28 protein-coding genes are annotated in these 25,756 nt (G+C 39.0%); 18 read left to right on the forward strand and 10 right to left on the reverse strand.

The window, feature by feature from the left end; translation table 11 throughout:
- The first annotated feature begins 347 nt into the window (after nt 1-347).
- The 12 genes from ABD930_RS09960 (at nt 348) to ABD930_RS10015 (ending at nt 11,159) form a co-directional block, all read left to right on the forward strand.
- A complete protein-coding gene (locus ABD930_RS09960) occupies nt 348-818 on the forward strand; it encodes a GAF domain-containing protein (protein WP_345231564.1) in 471 nt (156 codons plus the stop codon).
- A gap of 51 nt (nt 819-869) precedes the next feature.
- Nucleotides 870-1,700: a hypothetical protein gene (locus ABD930_RS09965; RefSeq protein WP_345231565.1), complete on the forward strand. Its 831-nt coding sequence runs from the start codon at nt 870-872 to the stop codon at nt 1,698-1,700.
- Nucleotides 1,701-1,823: 123 nt separating this feature from the next.
- Nucleotides 1,824-2,726 carry a histone deacetylase family protein gene (locus ABD930_RS09970; RefSeq protein WP_345231566.1) on the forward strand — a complete coding sequence of 301 codons (903 nt, stop codon included), beginning with the start codon at nt 1,824-1,826 and terminating at the stop codon, nt 2,724-2,726.
- A 21-nt stretch (nt 2,727-2,747) separates the two neighbouring features.
- Nucleotides 2,748-3,560: an alpha/beta hydrolase gene (locus ABD930_RS09975; RefSeq protein WP_345231567.1), complete on the forward strand. Its 813-nt coding sequence runs from the start codon at nt 2,748-2,750 to the stop codon at nt 3,558-3,560.
- 32 nt (nt 3,561-3,592) lie between these two features.
- Nucleotides 3,593-4,648, forward strand: coding sequence for a nucleoid-associated protein (locus ABD930_RS09980; RefSeq protein WP_345231568.1), 1,056 nt, complete (start codon nt 3,593-3,595; stop codon nt 4,646-4,648).
- 12 nt (nt 4,649-4,660) lie between these two features.
- Nucleotides 4,661-5,746, forward strand: coding sequence for a DUF3810 domain-containing protein (locus tag ABD930_RS09985; RefSeq protein WP_345231569.1), 1,086 nt, complete (start codon nt 4,661-4,663; stop codon nt 5,744-5,746).
- A 255-nt stretch (nt 5,747-6,001) separates the two neighbouring features.
- Nucleotides 6,002-6,250: a type B 50S ribosomal protein L31 gene (locus ABD930_RS09990; protein WP_345231570.1), complete on the forward strand. Its 249-nt coding sequence runs from the start codon at nt 6,002-6,004 to the stop codon at nt 6,248-6,250.
- 78 nt (nt 6,251-6,328) lie between these two features.
- Complete coding sequence (locus ABD930_RS09995) at nt 6,329-7,519, forward strand: putative sugar nucleotidyl transferase (RefSeq protein WP_345231571.1); 1,191 nt, start codon at nt 6,329-6,331, stop codon at nt 7,517-7,519.
- Between the two features lie 13 nt (nt 7,520-7,532).
- Nucleotides 7,533-8,297: a triose-phosphate isomerase gene (gene tpiA, locus ABD930_RS10000; protein ID WP_345231572.1), complete on the forward strand. Its 765-nt coding sequence runs from the start codon at nt 7,533-7,535 to the stop codon at nt 8,295-8,297.
- 72 nt (nt 8,298-8,369) lie between these two features.
- Nucleotides 8,370-9,224: a 50S ribosomal protein L11 methyltransferase gene (gene prmA, locus ABD930_RS10005; protein WP_345231573.1), complete on the forward strand. Its 855-nt coding sequence runs from the start codon at nt 8,370-8,372 to the stop codon at nt 9,222-9,224.
- A gap of 3 nt (nt 9,225-9,227) precedes the next feature.
- Complete coding sequence (locus tag ABD930_RS10010; protein ID WP_345231574.1) at nt 9,228-10,586, forward strand: UDP-N-acetylmuramate--L-alanine ligase; 1,359 nt, start codon at nt 9,228-9,230, stop codon at nt 10,584-10,586.
- 228 nt (nt 10,587-10,814) lie between these two features.
- Nucleotides 10,815-11,159: a helix-turn-helix domain-containing protein gene (locus tag ABD930_RS10015; protein ID WP_345231575.1), complete on the forward strand. Its 345-nt coding sequence runs from the start codon at nt 10,815-10,817 to the stop codon at nt 11,157-11,159.
- Nucleotides 11,160-11,185: 26 nt separating this feature from the next.
- Here the strand turns inward: ABD930_RS10015 and ABD930_RS10020 are convergent, their stop codons facing one another.
- The 4 genes from ABD930_RS10020 to mqnC form a co-directional block, all read right to left on the reverse strand.
- Nucleotides 11,186-12,298 (reverse strand): GNAT family N-acetyltransferase, encoded by a 1,113-nt coding sequence (locus ABD930_RS10020; protein ID WP_345231646.1) that lies wholly within the window; start codon nt 12,296-12,298, stop codon nt 11,186-11,188.
- 98 nt (nt 12,299-12,396) lie between these two features.
- Nucleotides 12,397-12,591, reverse strand: a complete 195-nt coding sequence (locus ABD930_RS10025; protein ID WP_345231576.1) for a hypothetical protein — start codon at nt 12,589-12,591, stop codon at nt 12,397-12,399.
- Nucleotides 12,592-12,840: 249 nt separating this feature from the next.
- Nucleotides 12,841-13,401 carry an SMC-Scp complex subunit ScpB gene (scpB, locus tag ABD930_RS10030; RefSeq protein WP_345231577.1) on the reverse strand — a complete coding sequence of 187 codons (561 nt, stop codon included), beginning with the start codon at nt 13,399-13,401 and terminating at the stop codon, nt 12,841-12,843.
- Nucleotides 13,402-13,550: 149 nt separating this feature from the next.
- On the reverse strand, nt 13,551-14,675 hold the full coding sequence (mqnC, locus tag ABD930_RS10035) for a cyclic dehypoxanthinyl futalosine synthase (protein WP_345231578.1): 1,125 nt from the start codon (nt 14,673-14,675) through the stop codon (nt 13,551-13,553).
- A 247-nt stretch (nt 14,676-14,922) separates the two neighbouring features.
- Here mqnC and mtaB point away from each other — a divergent pair, with 247 nt between their 5' ends.
- From mtaB to ABD930_RS10055, 4 genes are all read left to right on the forward strand, one after another.
- Complete coding sequence (gene mtaB / locus ABD930_RS10040; RefSeq protein ID WP_345231579.1) at nt 14,923-16,245, forward strand: tRNA (N(6)-L-threonylcarbamoyladenosine(37)-C(2))-methylthiotransferase MtaB; 1,323 nt, start codon at nt 14,923-14,925, stop codon at nt 16,243-16,245.
- 28 nt (nt 16,246-16,273) lie between these two features.
- A complete protein-coding gene (locus ABD930_RS10045; protein WP_345231580.1) occupies nt 16,274-16,879 on the forward strand; it encodes a C40 family peptidase in 606 nt (201 codons plus the stop codon).
- A gap of 171 nt (nt 16,880-17,050) precedes the next feature.
- Nucleotides 17,051-17,188, forward strand: coding sequence for a hypothetical protein (locus ABD930_RS10050; RefSeq protein WP_345231581.1), 138 nt, complete (start codon nt 17,051-17,053; stop codon nt 17,186-17,188).
- 53 nt (nt 17,189-17,241) lie between these two features.
- The gene (locus ABD930_RS10055) at nt 17,242-18,228 is read left to right on the forward strand and encodes an exonuclease domain-containing protein (protein WP_345231582.1); all 987 of its coding nucleotides are present in this window, start codon (nt 17,242-17,244) and stop codon (nt 18,226-18,228) included.
- Nucleotides 18,229-18,293: 65 nt separating this feature from the next.
- Here ABD930_RS10055 and dnaB read toward each other — a convergent pair whose 3' ends face one another.
- Nucleotides 18,294-19,883 carry a replicative DNA helicase gene (gene dnaB, locus ABD930_RS10060; protein WP_345231583.1) on the reverse strand — a complete coding sequence of 530 codons (1,590 nt, stop codon included), beginning with the start codon at nt 19,881-19,883 and terminating at the stop codon, nt 18,294-18,296.
- Between the two features lie 280 nt (nt 19,884-20,163).
- Here dnaB and ABD930_RS10065 point away from each other — a divergent pair, with 280 nt between their 5' ends.
- Entirely contained in the window at nt 20,164-20,322 is a 159-nt protein-coding gene (locus ABD930_RS10065) for a hypothetical protein (RefSeq protein ID WP_345231584.1), read from the forward strand.
- A 46-nt stretch (nt 20,323-20,368) separates the two neighbouring features.
- A complete protein-coding gene (gene rlmB, locus ABD930_RS10070; RefSeq protein WP_345231585.1) occupies nt 20,369-21,133 on the forward strand; it encodes a 23S rRNA (guanosine(2251)-2'-O)-methyltransferase RlmB in 765 nt (254 codons plus the stop codon).
- A 149-nt stretch (nt 21,134-21,282) separates the two neighbouring features.
- On the opposite strand, the gene ABD930_RS10075 is transcribed toward rlmB, so the two are convergent.
- The 5 genes from ABD930_RS10075 to ABD930_RS10095 all read right to left on the reverse strand — a co-directional run bounded on the left by ABD930_RS10075 (nt 21,283) and on the right by ABD930_RS10095 (nt 25,502).
- Nucleotides 21,283-22,548: a nucleoside permease gene (locus ABD930_RS10075; RefSeq protein ID WP_345231586.1), complete on the reverse strand. Its 1,266-nt coding sequence runs from the start codon at nt 22,546-22,548 to the stop codon at nt 21,283-21,285.
- Nucleotides 22,549-22,590: 42 nt separating this feature from the next.
- A complete protein-coding gene (locus ABD930_RS10080) occupies nt 22,591-23,196 on the reverse strand; it encodes a bifunctional nuclease family protein (RefSeq protein WP_345231587.1) in 606 nt (201 codons plus the stop codon).
- A gap of 48 nt (nt 23,197-23,244) precedes the next feature.
- Complete coding sequence (locus tag ABD930_RS10085; protein WP_345231588.1) at nt 23,245-23,580, reverse strand: hypothetical protein; 336 nt, start codon at nt 23,578-23,580, stop codon at nt 23,245-23,247.
- A 149-nt stretch (nt 23,581-23,729) separates the two neighbouring features.
- Entirely contained in the window at nt 23,730-24,707 is a 978-nt protein-coding gene (locus tag ABD930_RS10090; RefSeq protein WP_345231589.1) for an electron transfer flavoprotein subunit alpha/FixB family protein, read from the reverse strand.
- Between the two features lie 57 nt (nt 24,708-24,764).
- Nucleotides 24,765-25,502, reverse strand: a complete 738-nt coding sequence (locus tag ABD930_RS10095) for an electron transfer flavoprotein subunit beta/FixA family protein (RefSeq protein ID WP_345231590.1) — start codon at nt 25,500-25,502, stop codon at nt 24,765-24,767.
- Between the last annotated feature and the right edge of the window lie 254 nt (nt 25,503-25,756).

Genomic DNA, 25,756 nt, shown 5'->3' on the forward strand with positions numbered 1-25,756 from the left:
CTTTCAGACATGACCATGCTATCGACATTAAACAGAAAAACAGCGATCAAGTGAAACCAAGCATGTTTTGTAAGAACATTGGGAATTTAACCGGACAACAATGAATTTTTATCACAGAGGGAAATGTAAATTTATTCACGGATTTTAAACATTTAATTGGTGTTCATGAGCCCTTCGGGGTTTAAACAAGGTAAGCTCTATCTGGCCGATGGATTAAAAACCGATTTGCGGTTCAGGAGTGCCAATAGTAAAAATAGCAATAGACGAATAATCATTTACAAATGAAAATTAATTAGGTAAATGTTAAATAGGTGCTTAAGTTTGAGTGATCAAAATTTAGTTATTCTATGGCGGAAAATTTAGTTGTTGGCACGGGAAGCAAAGAAAACCAATACCAATCGTTACTACCACAGATCGAAGCATTAACTTATGGTGAGCGTGATTTGATAGCCAATTTGGCTAATTTGGCTGCTGCCTTAAAAAGTCAATTTAATTTTTTTTGGGTAGGGTGGTATTTGGTAAAAGAAGATGAATTAGTTTTAGGACCTTTTCAAGGTCCGATAGCTTGTACACGAATTAAACGGGGAAATGGCGTTTGTGGCACTGCTTGGGAAAAAGAAGTACCTATAATAGTGCCCGATGTCGATCAATTTCCTGGACACATTGCCTGCAGTACAGCCTCAAAATCAGAAATTGTACTTCCTTTATGGAAAGAGGGCGAAATAATTGGCGTGTTGGATATTGATAGCGATCAATTAAACCATTTTGATGGGGTAGACCAACATTACCTTCAAGAGTTACTTGCTTTACTGTCCTGATAAGATTGAACTTTATGACTTTCTGTTTGTTATACCTTAAAGGGAGGTAGTATGCGTTACGTCAAGCAGTTAGCCATATTGAATTTGGTGACCTTTATCTTTGCTTTTGTTTTATCCATGTTAGGCCAGACAGCCGTTGTTGGGGTATATACGATGGCGGAGATGTCTGCAAAATATGAATCGGGGATAACGCCAGCTAATTTTGCCTTTTCCATTTGGCCGCTTATCTATTTAGCACTCGCAGCAATGCTCATTTACCACCTCGTTCAAGCTTTTAAACAGAATGAAACGTATATAACGAATAAGGAGATTGTGGTTATAGGACTTATGTTTGCTATTAATCAATTGGCTATTAGTGCCTGGATATACACTTGGTTAAATGATTTGCCCGGCGTCTCTTGCTTGCTCTTACTTGTTCAATGGTACACCCTATATTGTATTGATAGGCGATTGCAATTGCTAAATCCAAAAAAAGGAAAAACTTCTTTATTTATTACGCAATTACCACTTAGCCTTTATTTCGGCTGGATAACTGTTGCAACACTCACCAATTTCGCTGCTTGGTTAGTTAGTTTAGGTTGGTTAACCAATATCCAGATTAACTTATATGTGAGCTATACCTTGTTAATGGTTACAATTGGTATTGGTGCGGTAGTTGTTTATTTCAAACATAATATTTTTTACGGATTGGTTATTATCTGGGCTATCTATGGCGTCATTATGAAACAGTTGGAAATGGGTAATGAAGCGTTCCAATCCTTGGTTTATTTAGGTTCTTTTGGGATAATCATCGTTTTACTGGTGCTTATTAAAACGACAGTAGCCTATTCTTCCGTAGAAGAGAAGCCCTATCGGAAGAGAAAAAAAGCAATACCTTACTGATTTAAGGAATCCAATCCGTAAATTTAAGCCCGAATTCGCTTTAGGAATTTAAACGAAAAGGAATGCTCCAAAGCATTGATGATGCTGTTTGGATTCCTGGTTAAATCATCGAAATTTTCAATCTTGTTAAAAATAGCATTTGCCCCTCTCTATAATCATCCATTACCCATTGGGCACCGATTCCCGATGATGAAATACGAACTCATTCCAGAGCAACTTTTATACGAAGGCATTGTTGAAAAGGATAACTTCTTTGCCCCAAATGCTGTAGATGAACGATTTATTACCTTAGCACATCAAGCAGCTTACTGGGATCGGCTAAAATCAATGAAGTTAACCGCACAAGAAATAAGGCGTACTGGTTTCGCGTTGACCCAACAGCTTATTACACGCGAAATGTACATCGTTGGAGGAACGTTAACTGCCTGTGACTTTGCATTGGAAAATGGTGTTGCTTTCAATATCGCCGGAGGTACACATCATGCTGGTAGTTATTGGGGAGAAGGTTTTTGTTTATTGAATGATCAAGCAATAGGTGCATATTACCTTTTACATCAGCAAAAAGCGAAGCAGGTATTAATCGTTGATCTGGATGTTCATCAGGGAAATGGGACAGCAGAAATATGTAGACGCAAACCAGAAATATTTACATTTTCTATGCATGCCGAGCGAAATTTTCCTTTCAGAAAAGAGACGTCTGATTTGGATATCGGGCTGGCCGATGGTATAGGGGATGATGAATACCTGACAATATTAGAAAAGCAGCTAACATTAGTTATAGACCGTGTCAAACCAGACTTCATCTTTTATTTGGCGGGTGTAGATGTTTTGGCAACAGATAAATTGGGAAGGCTAAATTTAACGCAAAATGGATGTAAATTGCGGGATTATCTGGTGTTTAGCTGTTGTAAAAAAATAGGTGTACCAGTGCAAGTGAGTATGGGAGGGGGGTATTCCCCCGAAATCAAAAATATTGTCGATGCCCATTGTAATACTTTTAAAGTGGCGATAGAAACCTTAATTTAGTCAAAAAATCTTTTCAAGCAGATGAAGAAAATAATATTAGCCATGGGCTTTTTTTTACTGGGCTACCTGGCGCAGGCAGCTAAAGTAGATACGGTATTAACGAGAAGCAACGTAATGAGTAAACAAATCAAGGCTGTGGTGATTAGGCCGGATGCCTACGACGGAAAAACTGAACTCCCCGTCGTTTATCTGCTTCATGGCTATAGTGGTAACTATGCCGATTGGATTAAGCAGGTACCGGCTATTCAGCAAATGGCAGATCTTTACCAGTTTATGATTGTGTGTCCTGATGGGGGATTTGGAAGTTGGTACTTGGATAGTCCGGAAGATCCTAGCTTTCAATACGAAACATATGTTACCAAAGAACTGATTCCTTGGATTGATCAACACTATAAAACGATCAAAAATAGAAAAGGTAGGGCAATAACCGGCCTAAGCATGGGAGGCCATGGTGCACTATATTTAGCCTTTAGGCATCAGGATTTATTTGGCGCTGCTGGAAGTATATCAGGAGGAGTGGATATACGCCCTTTTCCCAATAATTGGGATTTGGCCAAACGCTTGGGAACCTATGCTGCGCACCCCGACAATTGGGAAAAAAATACCGTAACGAACCTTTTATATTTACTGGAACCTAATCAATTGGCATTAATGATAGACTGCGGAACGGAAGATTTTTTTTATGGAGTAAACCTGAAACTGCATCAGAAGCTTTTGAAACGCAATATTCCGCATGATTACATTGCCCGGCCAGGCGCACATACATGGACGTACTGGGCAAATAGTATACCTTATCAATTGTTATTCATGCACCGTTTCTTTACGGCCAAATAATTGCTAATTTAGTCGCCTTTATTGCATAAAACATGTTGTCATTTTTCGAAGCCTCTTTGGCAGAATTAGCCGTTCATCGAGTAGGTAATAAAATGCTGGATGAACATTATATATTATCTGATCATCCGTTGCAGCTGCAGGATGAGTTATTGCCCAAATTGCTGATGCAATACTTTCTATCCCCCTTTGAGAAAGTACAGGAAGTGTATCACCTTAGTCATAGCAGTGGTCATTTGGAGTTGAATGAATTATATCATTTTGCTAAGCTTTTTTTCGAGGGAGAAGCCGATTTCCATTATATAGGGCAGCAAATAACGAAGCACTTATATGAAAGTTCCAACCATCCAAAAATTAAGGCTGGTGAGGTTTATGTAGCGCATTTTGAACAGGTGCAATTAGAGGGTGAAGTAATTCAAGCGTTAGGCATTTTTAAATCGGAAACGAAGGAAACCTATTTGAAAGTTTACCCAGAACAGGGGGGATTTAAATTGGATTATGAGGAAAATGCGATTAACATTCAAAAGTTAGACAAAGGTTGCCTTATTTTAAATACGGCCAAAGAAGAAGGGTTTAACGTGTTGGCCATAGATCAAACCAATAAACAACAAGAAGCTGTTTATTGGAAAGATGATTTTATGCAGGTTCGTATTCGTAACGACAACTTTTACCAGACGGGAAACCTCATGCAGGTTTGCAAAAATTTTGTAAAAGAAAAATTAGAAGAGAACTATGAAATGGAGCGCGCCGATAGAATTGATCTGTTAAATCGTTCAATGACTTATTTTAAAGAAAAAGAAGTGTTTGAAGTGGATGATTTTTCAAACGAAGTTTTAGGTGATCCCAATGCCATAGCCTTATTTAAGGCTTATAAATCTGATTTTGAGGAGCAGCACGAAATTGCTATTGGCAATAACTTTCCGATTTCTGGAAAAGCGGTAAAAAAGGAGGCTAAAGGATTTAAGTCGGTTTTAAAACTAGACAAAAACTTCCACGTTTATATTCATGGGAAGCGGGATTTTGTCGAAAAAGGATTTGATGAAGATAAAGGAATGCATTTTTATAAACTGTATTTTGAACAAGAAAGTTAATTGGCTTTTCAGGTGAAAAAAGAGCTTTTTAAATCATTTAAAACGACCAGTATATTCCTTTTGATCTTGTTGGGTTTCTGGTGTTTTTCACAACAAGAAACGTTAGTAGAGCGCTTTTACAGCAATAAACTCTTTCCAGCATTTGCAATTATTGGGCAAACGCTTGGGGCGTGGATACCTTTTGATTTGGGTGATTGTTTTTATGGGGTTTGTATCTTATTCTTATTAGCGGCTTTTATCGTGCTCATTTTCTTGGCCTTTAAACGGAAATACAGACGGGCGGGTAAATTATTGCTACACCTGGTTAACGCTGGATTGTTAATAGCCATAGCGTTTTACCTTTTTTGGGGATTAAATTATTTCAGGGTGCCCTTAGAACGGCGAATAGGTTTAACTACGACGGTTAAAGAACCCTGTGAATTATTGGAAACTACCGTATTATGTATTGACAAAGCTAATGCTTATCGTGCGCGCCTAAGTAAACAGGATTTGCAACAAAGCAATCAAGAGATTTTTGATCAGGCACAAGACCTATTGAGCAACAATACCTTTTTAGCTTCCTATTTGTTTGTATTCCATCCAAAAGTAAAAGAGCCGCTAACTAATTTTCATGTCAACTATACCATGGTTGCCGGTTATTTCAATCCGTTTACACAGGAAGCACAGGTTAACACAGCAATGCCCACCTTAGCAAAACCCTTCACTGCCTGCCATGAATTAAGTCATCAGGCAGGTATTGGTTTTGAAGACGAGGCCAATCTTATCGGCTTCATCTTGTGTGCTTCTAGCGATAATAAACTGTTTAATTATTCTGCTTACTATCATGCATTATTTATGCTGTTAAACCAAGTTTTTCTGGAAGATAGGCAAAGTTATCAGAACTTATTAGCACAGTTAAGTCCTGCGGTTAGACAAGATGCCGAACAAGAAAATGCCTATTGGCAACAATTTGAAGGGATAGTGAATCATGCCAGCTCTAAATTTTATAATGAGTATCTGCAGCTAAATAATCAACCAGAGGGATTGAAGCGTTATAATCGCATGACTAAATTACTTATCGCATGGCTAAAGGATCACCCCATTTCAGAAGTACGCTAGTTTTAACTTTACAAACGATAATAATCGCGGCAAAATCGTTGGCAATCCGTTAAGGTACTTATCGTTGATATAAGGTAATGATAATGCTCCCTTAAAAATCGTTTAAATATTTTTTGATTGATATATTTTAATAACTATCTTTGCAGCCTTAAAAGAACGTAACAATTTAAAAATATATAGTTTTTTCGTAGCCGTACATGTCTTTCTAAGAAAAGAAGGGGGCATAACGAAAGGAACTGATAAAAGATTAGCACAATGAAGAAAGATTTGCATCCATCAAATTACAGATTAGTGGTGTTTAAAGACATGTCGAATGATTATGCATTTATCACCAAATCATGTATAGACACAAAAGAGACCATCCAGTGGGAAGATGGTCAGGAATATCCATTGGTTAAGTTAGAAATCTCACATACTTCACATCCGTTTTATACTGGTAAAATGAAGTTGGTGGATACAGCAGGACGTATTGACAAGTTCCGCAGCCGTTATACTAAAAAATAATTGGTGGCGATTTTAGCTATAGGGTCTCGGTAATTTATCGAGACTTTTTTATTTTTAGCCCCTATAAATTCGATACGAATGCATGTAGTAGTATATGACGACGAAAAACGCAGGGTTGATCTTTATCCATTAAGTTTGACCCGACCAATTGCTGATCTTCGCATAGGTATACTCACCATTGCGGACAAATGGACTAAATGGCTAGGTTTGCCCGTTTCCTATTCTACAGCTGATTATTTGCAACAAAAATATCCCTTAGCCTCAACAGACCATGATATCCTAGCTATTAATAGCAGTGTGTGCCCAGATGAGTTTTTGTGTGAGGCCTTAGGTAAGTTAAAATCCGGCGAACGATTGCTGGATATGGAACGTTGTATTGCTGCAAGAACATCGCTTGAAGAGTTAAAAATGCTAATTTCAACGGATTTTGCAGGATATAAATCGATTACTTATATAAACCAGTACATTAAAATTTCCTATCCGGAAGACATATTTAGTCAAAATGGGGTTGAACTCCGAAAGGATTTTGAATTATTGACCAAGGGTCGTACTTCTGCTTCCTTAGACAGTACCGTAACCGTGCTGGGAGAGGAACTATTCGTGGAGGAAGGAGCTACTGCTAGTTGCTGCACCATCAACACCTTACGAGGACCTGTTTACCTAGCCAAAGACAGCGAGATTTGGGAGGGGGCACTCATTAGAGGGCCATTTGCTTTAGGGGAGCAATCACAAGTAAAAATGGGAACAAAAATATACAGCAATGTAACCATTGGACCCGGATGTAGAGTGGGAGGAGAACTCAATACCTGTGTGGTGTGGGGTAATTCGTCAAAAGGACACGAAGGATATTTCGGCAGTGGCGTAATGGGGGAGTGGTGTAACTGGGGTGCCGACAGTAACAATTCTAATCTTAAGAATAATTACAAGCAGGTAAAGCTTTATCATTACGGTACGAAACAACTCCGAAATACCGGCCTCCAATTTTGCGGATTAATTATGGGGGATCATGCTAAATGCGCTATTAATACGGCCTTTAATACAGGAACAGTGGTAGGTGTTGCTGCAAGTATATTTGGCGGTGAGGTTCCGCCTACCTTCGTACCCGATTTTTCGTGGGGTATCGGTGAAAACGCAACGGTTTACACCTTACATAAAATGTTTGAAACAGCTGAGTTGGTTTTTGCTAGACGGAATCGTAAATTTGATGCCGTTGAACAACACCTTTTAGAAGCAGTTTATCAACAGACAAGAAATCAACAGAAACAATAATAAACAAGAAATCATGCGAAAAAAAATTGTAGCAGGTAACTGGAAGATGAATTTAGATTATCCAACTGGCGTAAGTCTTTTTTCTGAAATTGTCAATATGGTCAAAGACGAAATACACGGTGAGCAAATCGTGGTGGTATGTAGTCCTTTTATTCATCTTCATAGTATTTCCGCTTTAGCCAAAGACGTAACTAATGTGTTTATTGGTGCGCAAAACCTTCATCAGGAAGAAGCTGGAGCCTTTACCGGAGAAGTTTCTGCCAATCAAGTAAAGTCAACAGGAGCTTCTCACGTTATTTTGGGGCATTCTGAACGTAGGGCTTATTTTGGAGAATCCGATGAGTTATTGGCGAAGAAGGTAGACATCGCGTTGAAGCATGGTCTGACTCCTATTTTTTGTATAGGCGAGACGAAAGAGGAACGTGAATCGGGAGATTTTTTTCAAGTAATTAAAAGTCAGTTACAACAAGGCTTATTTCACCTTTCGGCAAGCGATTTTTCTGCTATCATTTTAGCCTATGAGCCTGTTTGGGCCATTGGAACAGGTTTAACAGCTAGCCCTGAACAGGCGCAGGAGGTACACGCCTTTATAAGAAAAGTAATTAGTGATCAATATGGCGCCGATGTAGCGGCAGAAACAAGTATTTTGTATGGTGGAAGCTGTAATCCCAAAAATGCCTCCGATTTATTTTCCCAAAAAGACATTGATGGCGGATTAATTGGTGGAGCATCTCTGAAGTCGAGAGACTTTTTGGATATAGCAAAGGTATTTAATTAATACACCATAATGGATAAAAAAGCAATCTATTGGCCATAATACCGATTAGATGGCTTTTTTACTTGTTGAACAATGGATTATAGTGAACTCACTTTTACCTGTATAGGTGGCGAAGATTGGCAACGTGATTTATTTATTCATGATCTTGCCGAGATGGGCTTTGACACCTTTGAAGATACTTCAACGGGGTTTAAAGCATATATAGCCACTGCTCAATTAGATTTTTCATCTATTGAGGCGCTTATACTTACTTTACCTGAAGATTTTCATGTTAGCTATGTAGCCAACACCATTGCGGCCAGGAATTGGAATGCGGTTTGGGAAAGTAACTTTGAACCCATAGTGGTTCATAATAGGTGCTATGTGCGAGCCACTTTTCATCAGCCAAGACCGGATATTCCCTATGAAATTATTATCGATCCTAAAATGTCTTTCGGCACTGGTCATCATCAAACCACTTCGTTAATGATAAGGTATATGCTGGAAACCACATTGATGGATAAAGCAGTCTTAGATATGGGGTGTGGCACAGGGATCTTGGCCATTCTGGCAGCAAAGATGGGCGCAAGCACTGTCACGGCGATAGATCTTGACCCAATATGCTATACAAGCGCCCAAGAAAATGTTGAACTTAACCAAGTTTCCGGCATCCGATTAGTGCATGGATCAAAAGAAGCTATACCGGAAGAGCCATATGATGTTATTCTGGCAAACATCAATAGAAATGTATTGTTAGATCAATTGGACGTTTATGCAGATGCGTTAAAGTCGCAGGGTAAGCTGCTGTTAAGTGGGTTCTATGATGGTGACGATTTGCAACAACTGGTGGAGGCTGGAAAAAAAGTGGGACTCTCTTATCACGATAAAAAAACACAGGATAATTGGGTGGCTGCTAAATTTGAGCGAAATAATAAAAGAAATTTTTAAGATATGCGTGTCCATTTTATAGCTATCGGTGGAAGTGTTATGCATAATTTGGCCATAGCATTAGCAAATAAAGGTTATTTAGTAAGTGGTTCGGATGATTACATTTATGAACCATCCAGAACCAATTTGGCTAATAACGGCTTGCTTCCTGAACGCTTGGGCTGGTATCCTGAGCGAATTACTGAAGATATCAATGCGGTCGTACTCGGCATGCATGCCAAGGCTGATAATCCCGAATTACTGAAAGCCCAAGAGTTAGGCCTTCAGATCTATTCTTATCCCGCTTATATCTATGAACAAGCCAAAGATAAAACCCGCGTAGTCATCGGCGGAAGTCATGGAAAGACAACCATTACTTCAATGATTATGCATGTGCTAAAATCCATTGGTAGAGATTTTGATTATGTCGTAGGGGCAAAATTAGAAGGCTTTGAAACGATGGTAAGCATTACGCAAGATGCGCCTTTAATGATTATTGAAGGGGATGAATACTTGGCGTCAGCTATTGATCGACGTCCGAAATTTCTCCTTTACCACGCGAATATTGCCTTGATTAGTGGTATTGCTTGGGACCACATTAATGTTTTTCCAACCTACCAGGAATACCTTGAACAGTTTGAGCACTTCATTGAAAGTATAGAAACCAAGGGAACATTAGTTTATAATAAGGAGGATAAAGAGGTACAAAAATTGGTATCCGACAATCATTCCAACATTAATAAGCACGGCTACAAATTACCTGACTTTACGATAAATAAGGGTATAAGCTATTTAAAAACAGCTAAGGGTGATGTACCCTTGCAGATTTTTGGAAAACATAATCTTTCGAATTTAGCTGGAGCTTTTACGGTTTGCGAATGGCTTGGTGTAAGTCGAGATGAATTTTACCAGGCTATCAGCACTTTTAAAGGAGCATCAAGGCGGTTGGAATATATTGCTGATCATGAAGGAAGCGTTGTATACAAAGATTTTGCACATTCTCCTTCCAAAGTTAGGGCTTCCATTAATGCAGTAAAGGAGCAATATCCTGAAAATAAATTGGTGGCCATTATTGAGTTGCATACATTTAGTAGCCTAAACGAAGCATTTTTGCAAGAATATAAACATACCATGGATGCTGCAGATGAAGCGATTGTTTTTATTGACCAGCATTCATTTAGACAAAAAAATATTAAGCCGATAGAAGCGGCGACTATTGCACATGCTTTTGGTAGAGAAGATATTCTTTACGTTAATGATGCCTTAATACTGGAAAGCCATATTGAAAAAATGAATCCTAAAGGTAAAAATTTACTTTTCATGAGTTCAGGAAATTTTGGCGGTCTTAATCTTGTTAACTTATCAGATAAGTTTTTTAATTGATTAAATTTATTGCTATATTTGATATGCAAGTGTCTGGAAAGGTAGCGTGATTGGCTGTGATACAAATAAGGTTTTTAAACGAACTTTTTATTTCAGTAAATGAGCACTTAACCTTTTAATGATAAAATGATATTCAAATGAAATCCATATGATTAACGTAGGTCATTAAAGGCTTGAAAATGATTAATCATGTGAGATGTTTGCGATTAAAGAACAAATTATTTTCGAATGAAATCTCTAGGAAAAAAAATACGATTATTACGCCACCAGAATGGATGGAGTCAAGAAGATGTGGCTAAGAAACTCGATATCTCTATCCCTGCTTTTTCCAAAATTGAAACGGGTATTACCGATATAAACCTCTCTAGGCTACAGCAAATAGCGAAGCTTTTTGATTTATCCGTTGTTCAATTGCTAAATTTTAATGATGCTGATGAACAAAAGAAATATAATTCGGATCTGGAATTGGCAAATAAAAAATTACAAGAGCGAAATAATGAAGTGATCGAACTACAAAAGAAGGTTATTGAGCTCTATGAAGAACTAAGAAAAACATACAAACATAATAGTTAGTTTTATCGAAGAAACAAGCCGTTTCCTTAAAATAGGTAGTCTAAGGTAGCATGTTTTTTCCCAAATTGTGCTCCTGTGGCTTTATGTATAGCCAGCATTTCTTTATTAAAATCACCAACCCAAGATAATTCTAGCAGTTCATATTTTTTTAAGGGGAGCACATATTCTTTCAGCTTAATAAATAAGGCGGATTCAATACCATGCTTTTGATAGGCTTTTTTTGTTCCCATAACAATAGCCCGCATTCGGTTAACTTTTTTGCGGCGATTCATGACAAATCGAAGAGCGTTCCAGATGTTCATCTTTCCGTTGAAATCTTTGATCAGCTGATTCGTATCGGGTAAAATCAAAATAAATGAAACTGGTTGATCATGAACGTAGGCGAACCAAATGAGCCGTTCGTCGAGGATGGGTTTCATTTTTTTAAACGACTCTAAGACGGTTTTCATTTGCATGGGATGAAAATTTTCAAAATCTTCCCACGCATCGTTGTAAATTTCAATAAAATCTTTTGCAAACTGCGTAAGTTTATCCTGTTGAAAATGCTTAAAGGTATATCCAGGCTTTTCCATGACCCATTTAGCGATGCGTGTGAAACGCTCCGGAAATGGTTTGTTTACATCAAGGTGATTGGTAATTTGTTCGTATGCTATTTTAAAACCGTAACGAAAAAAAAGATTTTGATAATAAGGCTTGTGGTAATTCATCCCATATGAGGGGCTACTAAAACCCTCTATGAGTAAACCCCAGAAACTATCGTTTTCACCAAAGTTGATCGGTCCCTCCATCGCCTGCATCCCTCGTTCTATCAGCCATGCTTTTGCTACGTTAAACAGCTCATTAGCAGCGTCTTGATCATCAATGCATTCAAAAAAGCCTATACCTCCTTTAGCAAGATCTTTCTTATATGCTTTCTTTTGGTCAATAAAAGCGGCTATACGGCCGATTGGTTCTTGATTGCTGTATAGTATCCACCGACAGCACTCTCCGTGTTGATGAAAATTATTTCTTTTGGGATCAAAAATCTGTCGGATATCATCATCTAACGGACATACCCAATGGTGATCGCCAGCGTATATCTTTTTTGGAACGGCTAAAAATTGCTTCTCTTGTTTTTTTGTAACCACCTCAACTATCATGTTCAAGTCCCATGCGCATAACAAAAAAGCACCCAGTATAAATACTAAGTGCTTTATATTCTTTCTATCTATAGAGCGATGACGTTTTGATAGAATGACTAATAATCGTCATCATCATCAAAATCATCAAAGTTGTCAAAATTATCCAAATCGTTAAAATCGAAATCGTCATCATCGTCATCATCAAAACGTCTCTTAGACTTTGAGTCTGCTGGATTGATTCCTGATTGGCCCGCTTTTTTTGCTGGATTGTTTGAACCTGTCTTTTTGTTTGTCTTCTTTGGCGTTTTCATTTTCCAATACTAAAATTACGCTTTTTATGTTGTTTGGTTTGTGTTGTTTAATCCAGAATCCGCATTAGCTCATGAGCTACTATAACGTGCTCCTTCACATTCAATCCCGGTATGGCTCAGTCAGTATTTCATGCCTGTTTTGCATTATGCCATTTCGTTTAAGTTCCTAACGTGGAATCTGCGTTAAAATTACAAAGATTTTAAAACAGACAAGAAATTTATTGAAAAATAAATTTAAATATGAATGGCCTATTCTGCCGATGTTCCAATGCTTTGTTCCTCCGTTAAGATGTCCTTTAATTTTGGAAGGTCGGCTGTTGAATTAATGCCAAAATAATCCATAAATAGCCTACTTGTACCGTACAAAAGTGGTTTGCCTATCGTTTCTGCCTTACCGTTAATTTGTATAAGATCTTTTTCGAGTAATTTTTGAATGGAATAGTCACAACTCACCCCCCGAATTTGTTCTATTTCTAATTTAGTGATGGGCTGCCGATAAGCGATGATTGCCAACGTTTCCAGGGCTGCCTGACTTAGCTTCTTTTTGGAGCGATGTACCTGAAGTTGATTAATTACGCTGTTATATGTTTTTTTTGTCAGAAATTGATAGCCACCATTTATATGACATAACTGTATAGCAAAAGCATCATCAGCATATTTTTGCTCAATGGTATGTAGGGCAGCATTTATTGCTTCGGTGGATAGTTCTTCATGGAAAGTTTCCCTGATCACTTGTTTAATATCAAAAATCTCTACGCTTTGCTCAGAGGCAAAAATCAAAGCCTCAATCTGTAGCGCTATATTTTCCATAATTACCAAACGAAATTTCTTCTTTTTACCATATCGAATGAACCCTGATTCCTTGAGAAAATCGAGACGTCTCCACTATGGTCGAAATGACGTATGGGAACGGTCGAGGAAATGTTTCCCATGCTTTTGGGCAGGTTTTCGATATCGGATTAATAATTAATTACTTGCTCCTGAATACCTTGGGGAATCTCTCTAAAATCGTACTTCTGCGTGCGTAACTGAGGTTCAAAACCGGCTTCCCGTATTGCATCTTGGATAGACCGTGACGTAAAACGATGGGGCGCACCTGCTGCTGATACGACATTTTCTTCGATCATGATGGATCCAAAATCGTTCGCACCTGCATGCAAGCAAAGTTGAGCCGTACGTTTTCCTACGGTTAGCCATGAAGCTTGTATATTTTTGATATTAGGTAGCATAATTCTACTCAAGGCAATCATGCGAATATATTCTTCCCCAGTAATAGTATTGGTAATGCCTCTAACTTTTTTCAATAAGGTGCCGTCATCTTGGAATGGCCAAGGAATGAATGCAATAAAGCCATAGGCATCTGCTGGTTTTTCGTTCTGTACTTCCCTAATCCAAACTAGATGCTCAAAACGCTCTTCAATAGTTTCGATATGGCCAAACATCATCGTAGCCGAGGTGGGTAGGTTAATCTTGTGGGCTGCCCGCATAATATCCAACCACTCTTTACCGCCACATTTTCCTTTGGAAATCAATCTTCTCACCCGATCATTCAATATTTCTGCTCCCGCTCCCGGAAGGGAGTCTAAACCGGCATCCTTTAAAGCTTGCAGCACTTCAAGATGTCCCATATTTTCCAGCTTAGCGATATGGGCAACTTCAGGTGGACCCAATGAATGCAGTTTAATCGTCGGGAACAGATCTTTTAACTGCTTAAATAAATTGGTATAGAAACTTAACCCTAAATCGGGATGGTGCCCACCTTGCAACAATAGCTGGTCTCCTCCATAACGTATGGTTTCCTCAATTTTGGTCTTATACGTTTCGATGTCGGTTATATAACTGTCTTCATGTCCCGGGCGCCGAAAGAAATTGCAAAACTTACAATTCGCAATACAAACGTTGGTTGTATTAACATTTCTGTCAATCTGCCATGTTACCTTACCATGCGGAACCTGTATTTTTCGTAATTCATTTGCAACGTAGCTCAATTCTGCGGTAGCGGCATTGTGGTATAAATGCACTCCTTCTTCTTTTGTTAGAAACTCAAAATTAAGCGCGCGTTGAAGTATTGTTGTTGTATTCATTCCATGTTCCTTTACCTTTGCAAACTTAGTTAAAGTTGAAAGGAAATCCAATGCTACCGTTATTACAGACAGTGAAATGACGAATTAGACATCAATACTATTCTAGAAGAACCTTAATTTTATGTCAAAAATATCGGCTTTTGAAGAAAAACTATGCTCATCATATCATAAGCTGTAGAAAAAACGTATTTTTGGCATCAAATACACAAATAGCTTTTTGCAGGGCAAAGACAATAAGTGCAGGCTAATGAAAAGAAAGAAAGTAGCATTTTACACACTCGGATGTAAATTGAATTTTTCTGAAACCTCATCTATCGGTAGATTGTTTCAAGACGCTGGTTATCAAACGGTCCCATTTCATGAACAAGCAGATGTTTATGTAATCAATACCTGTTCTGTAACCGATCATGCTGATAAAAAGTGCAGAAAGGTGGTCAAGGAGGCTTTGAAATATTCGCCTAAAGCCTACATTACCATCGTTGGCTGTTATGCACAATTGAAACCGAAGGAGATTGCAGAGATACCAGGTGTAGATATGGTTCTTGGAGCGGCAGAAAAATTTAACATTATTGCCCATATTAATGATTTAACCAAAGAAGAAAAGGCCATTATTCATAATGCGCCGATAGCTGATACCAATAGTTTCGTACCTGCATACTCTTTTGGTGATCGTACCAGAACTTTTCTTAAGGTACAGGATGGTTGTGATTATTCTTGTACCTTTTGTACAATCCCGCTTGCCCGTGGGGCTAGTAGAAGTGGTACCATTCCGGATATTATACGACAAGCTACTGAAATTGCTGCGTCAGGGGTGAAGGAAATTGTGTTGACAGGAGTTAATATCGGCGATTTCGGTATACGGTCCGGAAAGCGGGAAGATAAATTTTTAGATTTGATAAAAGCACTAGATACGGTTGATGGGATAGAGCGTTTTCGTATTTCTTCTATTGAGCCTAATCTTTTAAGCGATGAGATCATCGCCTTTGTGGCATCTTCAAAGCGATTTGTTCCCCATTTCCATATGCCGCTACAATCCGGATCTGACAAAGTTTTGAGCCTAATGCGACGTAGATATAAACGAGGCTTATACGCTGAACGGGTGAAACGGATTAAGCAACTGATGCCTGATTGCTGTATCGGCGTCGATGTGATTGTTGGTTTTCCCGGTGAAACACGTCAGGACTTTTTAGATACTTATGAGTTTTTAAACAGTTTGGATATCTCCTATTTACACGTATTTACGTATTCAGAAAGAGAAAATACCATCGCGGCACAAATGGAGGGTTCTGTTCCGGGTGCTGCTCGTTCTGATCGTAGTAAGATGCTGCATATATTATCAGATAAAAAGCGAAGATCGTTTTACGAAAGTCAGTTGGGAAAAACAGTTGACGTATTATTTGAAAGTGATATAAAGGACGGTTACATGCATGGATTCTCTAAGAACTATGTAAAGACGCGAATTTTATACGATCCTTTGTTGGTGAACGAAATAAAACCTGTAACGTTACTTGAAGTGAATACACCCAACGCTGTTGATGTTACCGAAGCGGAAACATGCTTGATTTCTTAAATTAGATTGATGCTGAAAACGGCTTTGAATGAATAGTGCTTATAAAAATACCTGTTTTCTATGGCTGATGCTAAGTTTACTTTGTACGCTCACCGGCTGTTTAAGTAAACGACGGGGACCCGCACCTATTCTTAGCAACGCGAATTATAATAAAGGAGATCATAATGGTATTCCAACAGACGTTTTGGGCTCTTCCGGTTTTTTCAACCGATCGGGTAATCTAATGCAAGATTATGCTGATTTAATGGAAGTGAATGTTCATGAATTGAAGAACGAACGGTTATATCAATTTATCAATAACTGGATGGGTACACCATATGCATATGGTGGCACGTCTAAACACGGAATTGATTGTTCTGGTTTTGCCGGCTTGGTCATGGATGAAGTATATGGCAAATCACTGCCCAGAAGTTCAGAAGAACAAGCCACGGTGATCAAGCGCAAATATGAAAGGCAATTGAAAGAAGGTGATTTGGTTTTCTTTAGTTTCGGCAGTTCAAAAATAAATCATGTTGGTATTTATTTGCATAACGGTCGATTTGTGCATGCTTCAACAACAAAAGGGATTATTATCAGCAACTTAAAGGATACCTGGTATTATAAAGCTTTTAAACGAGCCGGTACTGTAAAATAGTGAATATGCATACCGTACGCATCACCAACCGTCCCCCTATTTAAAATTTCATTTTATGATTGGGAAATGTAAATTATTTACGGCGTTTGACTATTAAATTGGTGTTTATAAACACTTCGGACTTTGGACATGAGTGCCAATTATAATAAATAGACGAATAATTATTTACAGATGAAAAAGGGAAAAAACAAAGAAGATTTCAGTTTCTGGACCCAATATAAGCAATATGCAGGCAATGAAATTTTATTATATGTCATTATGGTGGTGGGTATTTTACTGGGGATCGTTATTGTTGGGTATTTTTATTAATATTGCCCCCTTTAGCCCATACAATTAATAGAAGTAAATCAATAAAAAAAGAAATGATGTTAAACCTAAAACGCCCATTGGCATTTTTTGATCTGGAAACTACTGGTGTGAATGTAGCATCTGATAGAATAGTAGAAATTTCTATACTTAAAGCTATGCCTGATGGAAGTGAGGAGGTAAAAACGCTCCGGATTAATCCGGAAATGCCTATTCCGCTAACCTCGTCCCTGATTCATGGTATTTATGACGAAGATATAAAGGATGCACCTACTTTTAAAGAGGTGGGACAGGAAATTGCTGATTTTCTTGAACATGCCGACTTAGCCGGATACAACTCCAATAAGTTTGATATACCGGTCTTGATGGAAGAATTTTTACGAGCCGGAGTTGATTTCGATATTGAAAATAAAAAATTTGTAGATGTCCAGAATATTTTTCACCAAATGGAGCAGCGAACGCTAAAAGCCGCTTATAAATTTTACTGTGATAAGGTATTAGAGCAAGCTCATAGTGCTGAAGCAGATGTACGCGCTACCTATCACGTATTGTTGGCTCAGGTGGATCGCTATGCTGGAGTAGAGTGGGAGGATAAGAGTGGTAATAGATCAATACCGGTTAAAAATGATATAGATGCCTTACACCAGTTTACGAATATCAATAAACCAGTGGACTTTGCAGGGCGTATTTTATATGACGAAAATGGAATCGAGGTATTTAGTTTCGGTAAACATAAGGGGAAGAGCGTCTCTGAGGTCTTCCGTTCGGAACCGAGCTATTATTCTTGGATGATGCAGGGGGATTTTCCTTTGTATACCAAACGTTGTATTGAGCGGATCTGGACGGATCTGCGTAGCGATAATCAACACAATAGAGGTGCATCTATTAAACCATCAACTGCTGCTGACGTTTCAATACAACCGAAAACAAAACCCCACCAACATCAGCAATCGTATACGAAGCAACAGTCAAAACCAAAGGAAAAGGGTGGACCTATTACGAGCGATATGCTGAAGAGCTTGCAGGATAAGTTTAAGAAGTAATTATCATTTAGCTAATAGGCGCTAAATTGATAATCAGCTAATGTTTATTATAAAGTGTATACGCATTAAAAGGGAGCTTCATCATCCATATCGTTCATGCGTGATGGACGTGTAATAATGCCCCCCATTCCAAATTCAGAAGAAGGCATCATGCCTGCAGAAAAGGGATTATCATTGCCCAGTCCTGAATCTCCTCCAAAGGAATGGCCGCCGAAGTCTTCTTCAAGGTCTTGAAACTTAACATATTTACCCACAAACTTAAGGGGTACAATGTTTGTTTCCCCATGTCTATTTTTAGCAATAATAACTTCACCTACGCCCGCTGTTGGCCGTCCCTCTTCATCTTCTGTCATTCCGTAGTATTCTGGTCGATATAAAAATAGCACCATATCGGCATCTTGTTCAATAGATCCTGATTCACGCAAATCCGACAGCATTGGTCGTTTAGAAGCGCCAGGCCTACTTTCCACCGCTCTACTTAATTGGGAGAGTGCTAAAACGGGAATATTTAACTCTTTCGCAACTGATTTAAGCGCCCTAGAGATACTACCGATTTCCTGCTCTCGGTTTCCACCACCTTTACCCTCTGCCTTACCATGCATTAACTGCAGGTAATCTACGATGACCATCTGGATGTCATATTGTGCTTTTAATCGTCTACATTTTGCCCTAAATTCAAAAACATTAAGTGCGGGGGTGTCATCAATTAAAAGGGGAGCTTCCGTTAGTTTTCCAATGCGCGAATGAAGCTGCGTCCATTCATGATCGGCCAATGTTCCTTTCTTCAGTTTTTCCTGCTCAATTTCCGTTTCCCCTGAAATAAGGCGATTAACTAATTGAACAGATGACATTTCCAAAGAGAATACGGCCACAGGTTTATCATGTAACACCGCCGCATTTCTTGCACAGGTGAGTACAAATGCTGTTTTACCCATTGCGGGCCTAGCGGCAATAATAACTAGGTCGGAGGGTTGCCAGCCCGAGGTAATGCGATCTAAGGCCGTAAAACCAGAAGGTACCCCCGTTAACGCGTCTGTACGATCACGCAGTTGCTCTAAGTTGTTCACCGCCTCCCGCATAATGTCATCCATTTTACGTGTATCCCTACGGAGGTTATTTTGAGCAATGTCAAACAGGCTTTTCTCTGCGGTATCTAAGAGGTCAAAAATATCGGAAGTATCTTCATAAGCATTGTTGATGATCTCTGTGGAGATTTTAATCAATTCCCGTTGAATATATTTTTGCGATATAATGCGTGCATGATATTCAATATTGGCAGCAGATACGACACGATCGGTCAGCTGGGTAATATAATAGGCGCCACCAACCATTTCCAGTGCGCCCATTTTTCGGAGTTCCGCAGTAACCGTCAATAAATCAATGGGTGAAGATTTTTGAAACAGGTTAACGATAGCTTCAAAAATTTTTTGATGAGCGTCTTTGTAAAACGTATCTACTTTTAAAATGTCGATTACGGTAGATAAAGCATCCTTTTCCACCATAAGGGCTCCTAAAACGGCCTCTTCTAAATCTACAGCCTGAGGCGGTAGTTTGCCAAGGCCACTTATGGTGTTGCCCAGTCTATTTTTACGATCGGCAAATGACCCTTTTCTAACTGTATTTTTTGACGAATGGTTTTCGTTTTCGGAGTTCATGTCACAAATGTAATTAATTTATCATCCTTCGTCAGGTCGAGTTTCTCACAATGGTGGATAATAAAAAATGTTAAGCACTGAAATTACTTTGATTAGAAACGGATAAATTCCACATTTCGTGTGGATAAGTTGTTGATAGAGGGGATATCTGATTTATTATCAATGATTTTAAAATAGTGTTTATAACTTTTTGCTTGTTTATATCAGCTGCTTAATAGTAGATTTTCAACTATAAATTAGGGGGATAAAAACTTTCTTAGCTTGTAAAAAAATAGCTAATATGCAGCTGTTCCGTATCGATGGCGTTGCTTATACGGTACCGTTACCATTGGAGGAAGTTAAAGTTGTTGGTATAGGTTATTTCTTTAAAGGCATAGGCGCTGTTCGAAAAGTTCTTCTTGAAAATGATGGTAAAATTGAATTCAAAGATTTTTCGTAGGAAAAGAGACTGATTTAATTGGTAACTTGCACCACAATTTTGAAGCATGCACCATTTCTCAAAGACAGTAAAAAAAGAAGCAAATCAGCAAGTGTTCGGCATACGGGCAGTTATGGAAGCCATAGATAGTGGTAAAGAAATTGAATCATTATTTATCCAAAGAGGTTTGAGTGGAGAATTACTTAAGCAACTTAAAGCATTGCTCAAAGAACGGGACATAAACTATCAACAGGTTCCGGTAGAGAAGTTGGATCGTATGACGCGAAAAAACCATCAAGGGGTAATCGCTATCATATCGCCTATAAGCTATCAAAAAATAGAAGATCTAATTCCGGTGATTTATGAAAAGGGTAGGGTTCCTCTTTTTTTAATATTAGATGGTATTACTGATGTGCGTAATTTTGGTGCTATTGCAAGAACAGCGGCTTGTGCAGGGGTTGATGCGCTCGTTGTACCCAGCCGTGGATCAGCAGAAATTAATCCAGATGCCATCAAAACCTCGGCAGGTGCGTTATATAAAATACCCGTTTGCAGGCATGACAATTTAGCGCAAGTGGTCAAGTTTATGCAGGATTCTGGAATCCAAATCATTGCCTGTACCGAAAAGACAGATAAATCAATATATATTCCTGATTTCAAGCTACCTACAGCTTTTGTTATGGGAGCTGAGGATAAAGGAATTTCTGATCAACTGATCCGAAATGCAGATCATTTGGCGAAGATACCGATGTTTGGTGAAATCGATTCCTTAAATGTATCCGTTAGTGCCGGAGTGATTGTTTATGAAGCTATTAGGCAGCGCTTGGGGTAAGTTATGTGTTATGAGTTGCGAGTTATGCGTTGCCAGTTGTTAGTGCTGCATATAGTTGTTGAGTTATTGAGTCTACAGCTTACTGCTTATAGCCTATTGCCTATGGCTTACTCCCTATTCCCTTATTCCTAACTCCCAATAAAAAACACTTAGGCACCCGCTTCTTTGATCTCCTGAAGGGCGCTGGGATCATGCTTGTGTTTAAAGAGAAAAGAAAATAAAAAGGCAATAACGAGCGCATACGCGGCAAAACAAATCCAAATTTCTTGCCATTGCATTTGCCCCTGTCTACTGGTAAAATAATGTTCGATAATATAACCACTTACAGAGCTACCCAATATCGCGCCTAAGCCATTGGTCATCATCATAAATAAACCCTGAGCAGAAGAGCGGATATGGGCACTGGTACTGGTTTCTACAAAAAGGGAACCGGATATGTTGAAAAAATCAAATGCCATGCCGTAAACGATGCAGGATAGTATAATCATCCAAAGTCCATTAATGGGATTTGCATAAGCCAGCAATCCGAAGCGAAGTACCCAAGCCAACATACTAATGAGCATGACTTGTTTAATGCCAAAGCGTCGTAAAAAGAAAGGAATAGCTAATATAAATATGGTTTCCGATATTTGAGAAATGGATAATATAATCGTAGAATGCCGTACCACCAGAGAATCGGCATATGCGGCCTGTTTACCAAAATCTGACAGATAGGCATCTCCATACATGTTGGTTAACTGTAGTGCGCCTCCTAAAAATATTGAAAAAATGAAAAACAATGCCATCTTAGAATTACGGAATAACTTAAATGCATTTAATCCCAGTCGGCCGCCGAAAGACGCATTTTCAGCCTTTGATTTTAGTGGAGGGCATGGTGGTAGAAAAAAGGAATAAATGCCTAAGCCGATGGCGGCTATGGCGGCAATATAAAATTGGCCTACAGATGCTTTATTATGGGTAAGATCCGTCACCCACATGGCCGCAATAAATCCAACAGTGCCCCAAACGCGAATAGGAGGAAAGTCTTTGATAATATCGTATTGATGTTTTTTTAATAGGGTATAAGCGATAGAATTGGATAAGGCAATAGTGGGCATATAACAGAGCATAGCCAACAGGATAATCCAAAAAAAAGTATGTGGGTCTTGTACCTGTGGTAGGTAGAGAAAAATACAGCCAAATAAGATGTGTAGAATCGCATATAATAATTCAACATTGATCCACTTATCAGCAATGATGCCTGTTAATGCCGGCATGAGCAGTGAGGAGATACCTAAGGTAGAAAAGATAGCACCAAATTCGCTGCCAGACCAATGTTTGGTTTGAAACCAATATACACCAATGGTAATCATCCATGCTCCCCATACGAAGAATTGCAGGAAGCTCATGATGGTTAATCTGATTTTTATAGCCATATGAATTAGAATTCCAGGTTGTATAACAGATAAAGTAAATGGCTACGATGATTTCCTTCTTGAGATTTCGTCACGTATTTTGGCAGCTTTTTCATAGGCCTCATCATTAAGCGCTTGTTGAAGTGCACTTTTCAGTTCGTCATCGGTATAGGAAGCATAGGCGGTTTTTGATCCTTCTACATTTGGCTGCTGTTCTTCACGGGGTGTATCTATGTTTTCTAGAAAAACAAAATCGTTTCCTTCAATCACAATACCTGCCGAGCCTAGAATAAATTCATACGTGTAAATGGGGCAATCAAACCGAATGGCTAAAGCGATGGCATCAGATGTACGTGCATCGATTTCAATGTCTTTTTTACCATTATTACAGATTAACTTGGCATAAAAAATTCCATCCACCAAATTGTAGATAATCACTTCATGGATGGCAATATTAAAAGTAGATGCGAATGTTTTAAATAAATCGTGCGTGAGGGGCCTGCTCGGCGTTAATTTCTCAATTTCAATGGCAATTGCTTGCGCCTCAAAACCTCCAATGATAATGGGAAGCCTTCTCCGGCCATTCACTTCTCCTAATACCAATGCGTACGCACCCGATTGCGTTTGGCTGTACGATAATCCAACTATTTCTAACTTGATTTTATTCATTTTTCGCAGGCAAATATGCAAAAACCATTTGGTATACCCATGAGTTATTCAAACATAGACAAAATTGTTTTTATACACAATGCTTCCTTCGAGTTTATTCGAAGCAATTGCATGTAAGGTATCTTGTTGAAGATAATAAAGGAAGGATTTTATTAACACCTTTTGTCTTGACACAAAAGGTGACAAAAAGTCAAGGCTGTGGATGCTACGTTGCATCTGTTTGCAAAGCATCCATGGCGCAGATTGGAGCCGCCTTGCTTCCTCAATCCGCTTGGATAAAGCAAAATGAACGATTCTACCCATGCTTTGCTGCTCGCTGCTACCGTATCCTCCAAGGCCGTCGTTCTCACGCTCAAAGGCCAATTCATAATCGGTATCACCCATGTGTTATTCGCAACAGCTCTCCGTTCTGCTTAAAAACCGCCTTAGAGTTTGCGGTTTGCACTGGGAAGCACTACAGTTGTAGCAAAATCTACAGCGGGAGCTTTCTTTGGTTCTTTCTTTCGCGGAGAAAGAAAGAACATAAAAAGGTTCTATTTATTTTTATACGCCTTAACCGCTGCGGTAAGCTTGGGTACTAGTTCAAAAGCATCACCAACAATACCATAATCTGCTACTTTGAAAAAAGGAGCTTCGGGATCCTTATTAATAACTACAATAACTTTTGAGGAGCTAACGCCTGCCAAGTGCTGAATGGCTCCAGAAATACCTACCGCGAAATAGAGCTTGGGACTAATCGTAATACCCGTTTGTCCGACATGTTCCGAATGGGGACGCCATCCGGCATCTGATACAGGTTTCGAACAAGCAACAGCTGCACCCAGTGCTTCAGCCAAATCTTCAATAATATTCCAATTTTCAGGCCCCTTTAAACCCCGTCCACCAGAAACGACAATTTCAGCTTCTGGAAGCGCAACTTTATCGGTTGTTTGGATTAGTTCCTTTATCATCGCTTTAAAATCAGCCATATCAATAGCAGCAGGTTCTAAGGCAACGATGTTTGTGGTTGTGGGATCCTCTTTGCTTTCGATAGTATTGGCATTAACCGCTAATACTTTGACCGGTGAATGTAACGTTATATAAGCAAAAGCTTTGCCTGAAAACGCGGTTGTTTTCACGGTTAGCTGATCACCGTCGATCTCAGGAAGCGCTACGACATTACTGGCTAAGCCAGCCTGGAGTTTTGCCGCAAGGCGTGGAGCCAAATCTTTACCACTAAAAGAATTGGACAATACCATAAATTCCACACCTTCTTCCCGTACGGTATGGGCAATTACGGATGCATAACCCTGATTGATGAAGGAAGCTAATTTGTGGTGGTTTACGTGTAATATTTTACTCGCACCATATCTTCCTAAACGCTGTAATTCTTCGGTTGTGATGTTGCCTATTGCTAAAGCTGTTAATGGTTGATGAAGGTGCTTGGCAATTGCCTTTGCATAAGAAACCACCTCATAAGCCGATTTTTTAAATTGGCCTTCTGTATGTTCTACAAATACTAATACGGACATTTTTTTGTTTTAATAGTGTTAAATTGCCTGATCTACTTTTTAACCCGAAGCACGGTATTAAATGACACGAGCTTCTTGGTGAAGTAGTTCCACTAATTTTTCGGGTTCTGAGGCATCTATTAGCTTCACTGATCCACGCGGCACAGGAGCTTCATAATATGTAATTCTTCCTAGCTGGGGTACCTCGATAGGCTCTATAACCGTTAAAGGTTTGGTGCGCGCAGACATGATGCCTCGCATATTGGGTATCCGTGCCTCAGCAACTCCTTCAGCGGTGCCAATAACAAGAGGTAGGGGGATGTCCATTACTTCTTTCCCGCCCTCGATTTCACGTTCCACTGTAGCACGGTTCCCCTGTAATTCAACCTTTTTTGCAATAGCTACAGAGGGTAGGTGTAGTAGCTCGCCTAAATAGCTTGCAACCTGTGCGCTGTTATAATCAATCGATTCTCTACCCGTCAGGATTAAATCAATCTCTTTATCCTGTACATAAGCGGTTAATTGATTGGCCACAAACCAAGCATCTTGTGGATACGCATTGATCCGGATGGCATCATCGGCACCAATAGCTAATGCTTTCCGCAATGTTGGTTCCGTAACAGGCTCCCCAACGGTAATGACCGTGACCGTCCCCTTACCACCTTCAACTAAAGCTAGCGCCTTTGAAAGGGCTATCTCGTCATAAGGGTTAATGATATATTGTAGGCCAGTGGTATTAAAAGTGGTTTTGTCTTCAGAAAATGTAATTTTTGAAGTGGTGTCTGGTACATGGCTAATGCAAACAAGTATTCTCATATGAATTGTTTTTATTCGTGAATGACCATTTTTTTAACGTCTTAATAGCTAAAGTGTTTTTCCATAAAACATTTTTCTATTTTTAAGGAACACCTAATTAAATTCTTATTTGCGTAAAAGGGTAACTTTTATATAAAAGAAAGTTTATCTAAGTTTGAAAACGAAAGTGTTAGAGCTTGTATAAATTTGTGTGGTTACATTTTTTATAAGTTGTTTTTGAGCGAACCGAGGTAAATTATCTTCGGTGAGCACAC

Source organism: Olivibacter ginsenosidimutans, assembly GCF_039542865.1.
Classification (GTDB): Bacteria; Bacteroidota; Bacteroidia; order Sphingobacteriales; family Sphingobacteriaceae; genus Olivibacter; species Olivibacter ginsenosidimutans.

Excerpts from the sequence above, each read along its gene's own strand:
- ABD930_RS09960 (WP_345231564.1), top strand. The coding sequence starts at position 348 with ATGGCGGAAAATTTAGTTGTTGGCACGGGAAGCAAAGAAAACCAATAC.
- ABD930_RS09965 (WP_345231565.1), top strand. The coding sequence starts at position 870 with ATGCGTTACGTCAAGCAGTTAGCCATATTGAATTTGGTGACCTTTATC.
- ABD930_RS09975 (WP_345231567.1), top strand. The coding sequence starts at position 2,748 with ATGAAGAAAATAATATTAGCCATGGGCTTTTTTTTACTGGGCTACCTG.
- ABD930_RS09980 (WP_345231568.1), top strand. The coding sequence starts at position 3,593 with ATGTTGTCATTTTTCGAAGCCTCTTTGGCAGAATTAGCCGTTCATCGA.
- ABD930_RS09990 (WP_345231570.1), top strand. The coding sequence starts at position 6,002 with ATGAAGAAAGATTTGCATCCATCAAATTACAGATTAGTGGTGTTTAAA.
- ABD930_RS09995 (WP_345231571.1), top strand. The coding sequence starts at position 6,329 with ATGCATGTAGTAGTATATGACGACGAAAAACGCAGGGTTGATCTTTAT.
- tpiA (WP_345231572.1), top strand. The coding sequence starts at position 7,533 with ATGCGAAAAAAAATTGTAGCAGGTAACTGGAAGATGAATTTAGATTAT.
- prmA (WP_345231573.1), top strand. The coding sequence starts at position 8,370 with ATGGATTATAGTGAACTCACTTTTACCTGTATAGGTGGCGAAGATTGG.
- ABD930_RS10010 (WP_345231574.1), top strand. The coding sequence starts at position 9,228 with ATGCGTGTCCATTTTATAGCTATCGGTGGAAGTGTTATGCATAATTTG.
- ABD930_RS10015 (WP_345231575.1), top strand. The coding sequence starts at position 10,815 with ATGAAATCTCTAGGAAAAAAAATACGATTATTACGCCACCAGAATGGA.
- ABD930_RS10020 (WP_345231646.1), bottom strand. The coding sequence starts at position 12,298 with ATGATAGTTGAGGTGGTTACAAAAAAACAAGAGAAGCAATTTTTAGCC.
- ABD930_RS10025 (WP_345231576.1), bottom strand. The coding sequence starts at position 12,591 with ATGAAAACGCCAAAGAAGACAAACAAAAAGACAGGTTCAAACAATCCA.
- scpB (WP_345231577.1), bottom strand. The coding sequence starts at position 13,401 with ATGGAAAATATAGCGCTACAGATTGAGGCTTTGATTTTTGCCTCTGAG.
- mqnC (WP_345231578.1), bottom strand. The coding sequence starts at position 14,675 with ATGAATACAACAACAATACTTCAACGCGCGCTTAATTTTGAGTTTCTA.
- mtaB (WP_345231579.1), top strand. The coding sequence starts at position 14,923 with ATGAAAAGAAAGAAAGTAGCATTTTACACACTCGGATGTAAATTGAAT.
- ABD930_RS10045 (WP_345231580.1), top strand. The coding sequence starts at position 16,274 with ATGAATAGTGCTTATAAAAATACCTGTTTTCTATGGCTGATGCTAAGT.
- ABD930_RS10050 (WP_345231581.1), top strand. The coding sequence starts at position 17,051 with ATGAAAAAGGGAAAAAACAAAGAAGATTTCAGTTTCTGGACCCAATAT.
- ABD930_RS10055 (WP_345231582.1), top strand. The coding sequence starts at position 17,242 with ATGATGTTAAACCTAAAACGCCCATTGGCATTTTTTGATCTGGAAACT.
- dnaB (WP_345231583.1), bottom strand. The coding sequence starts at position 19,883 with ATGAACTCCGAAAACGAAAACCATTCGTCAAAAAATACAGTTAGAAAA.
- ABD930_RS10065 (WP_345231584.1), top strand. The coding sequence starts at position 20,164 with ATGCAGCTGTTCCGTATCGATGGCGTTGCTTATACGGTACCGTTACCA.
- rlmB (WP_345231585.1), top strand. The coding sequence starts at position 20,369 with ATGCACCATTTCTCAAAGACAGTAAAAAAAGAAGCAAATCAGCAAGTG.
- ABD930_RS10075 (WP_345231586.1), bottom strand. The coding sequence starts at position 22,548 with ATGGCTATAAAAATCAGATTAACCATCATGAGCTTCCTGCAATTCTTC.
- ABD930_RS10080 (WP_345231587.1), bottom strand. The coding sequence starts at position 23,196 with ATGAATAAAATCAAGTTAGAAATAGTTGGATTATCGTACAGCCAAACG.
- ABD930_RS10085 (WP_345231588.1), bottom strand. The coding sequence starts at position 23,580 with ATGGGTGATACCGATTATGAATTGGCCTTTGAGCGTGAGAACGACGGC.
- ABD930_RS10090 (WP_345231589.1), bottom strand. The coding sequence starts at position 24,707 with ATGTCCGTATTAGTATTTGTAGAACATACAGAAGGCCAATTTAAAAAA.
- ABD930_RS10095 (WP_345231590.1), bottom strand. The coding sequence starts at position 25,502 with ATGAGAATACTTGTTTGCATTAGCCATGTACCAGACACCACTTCAAAA.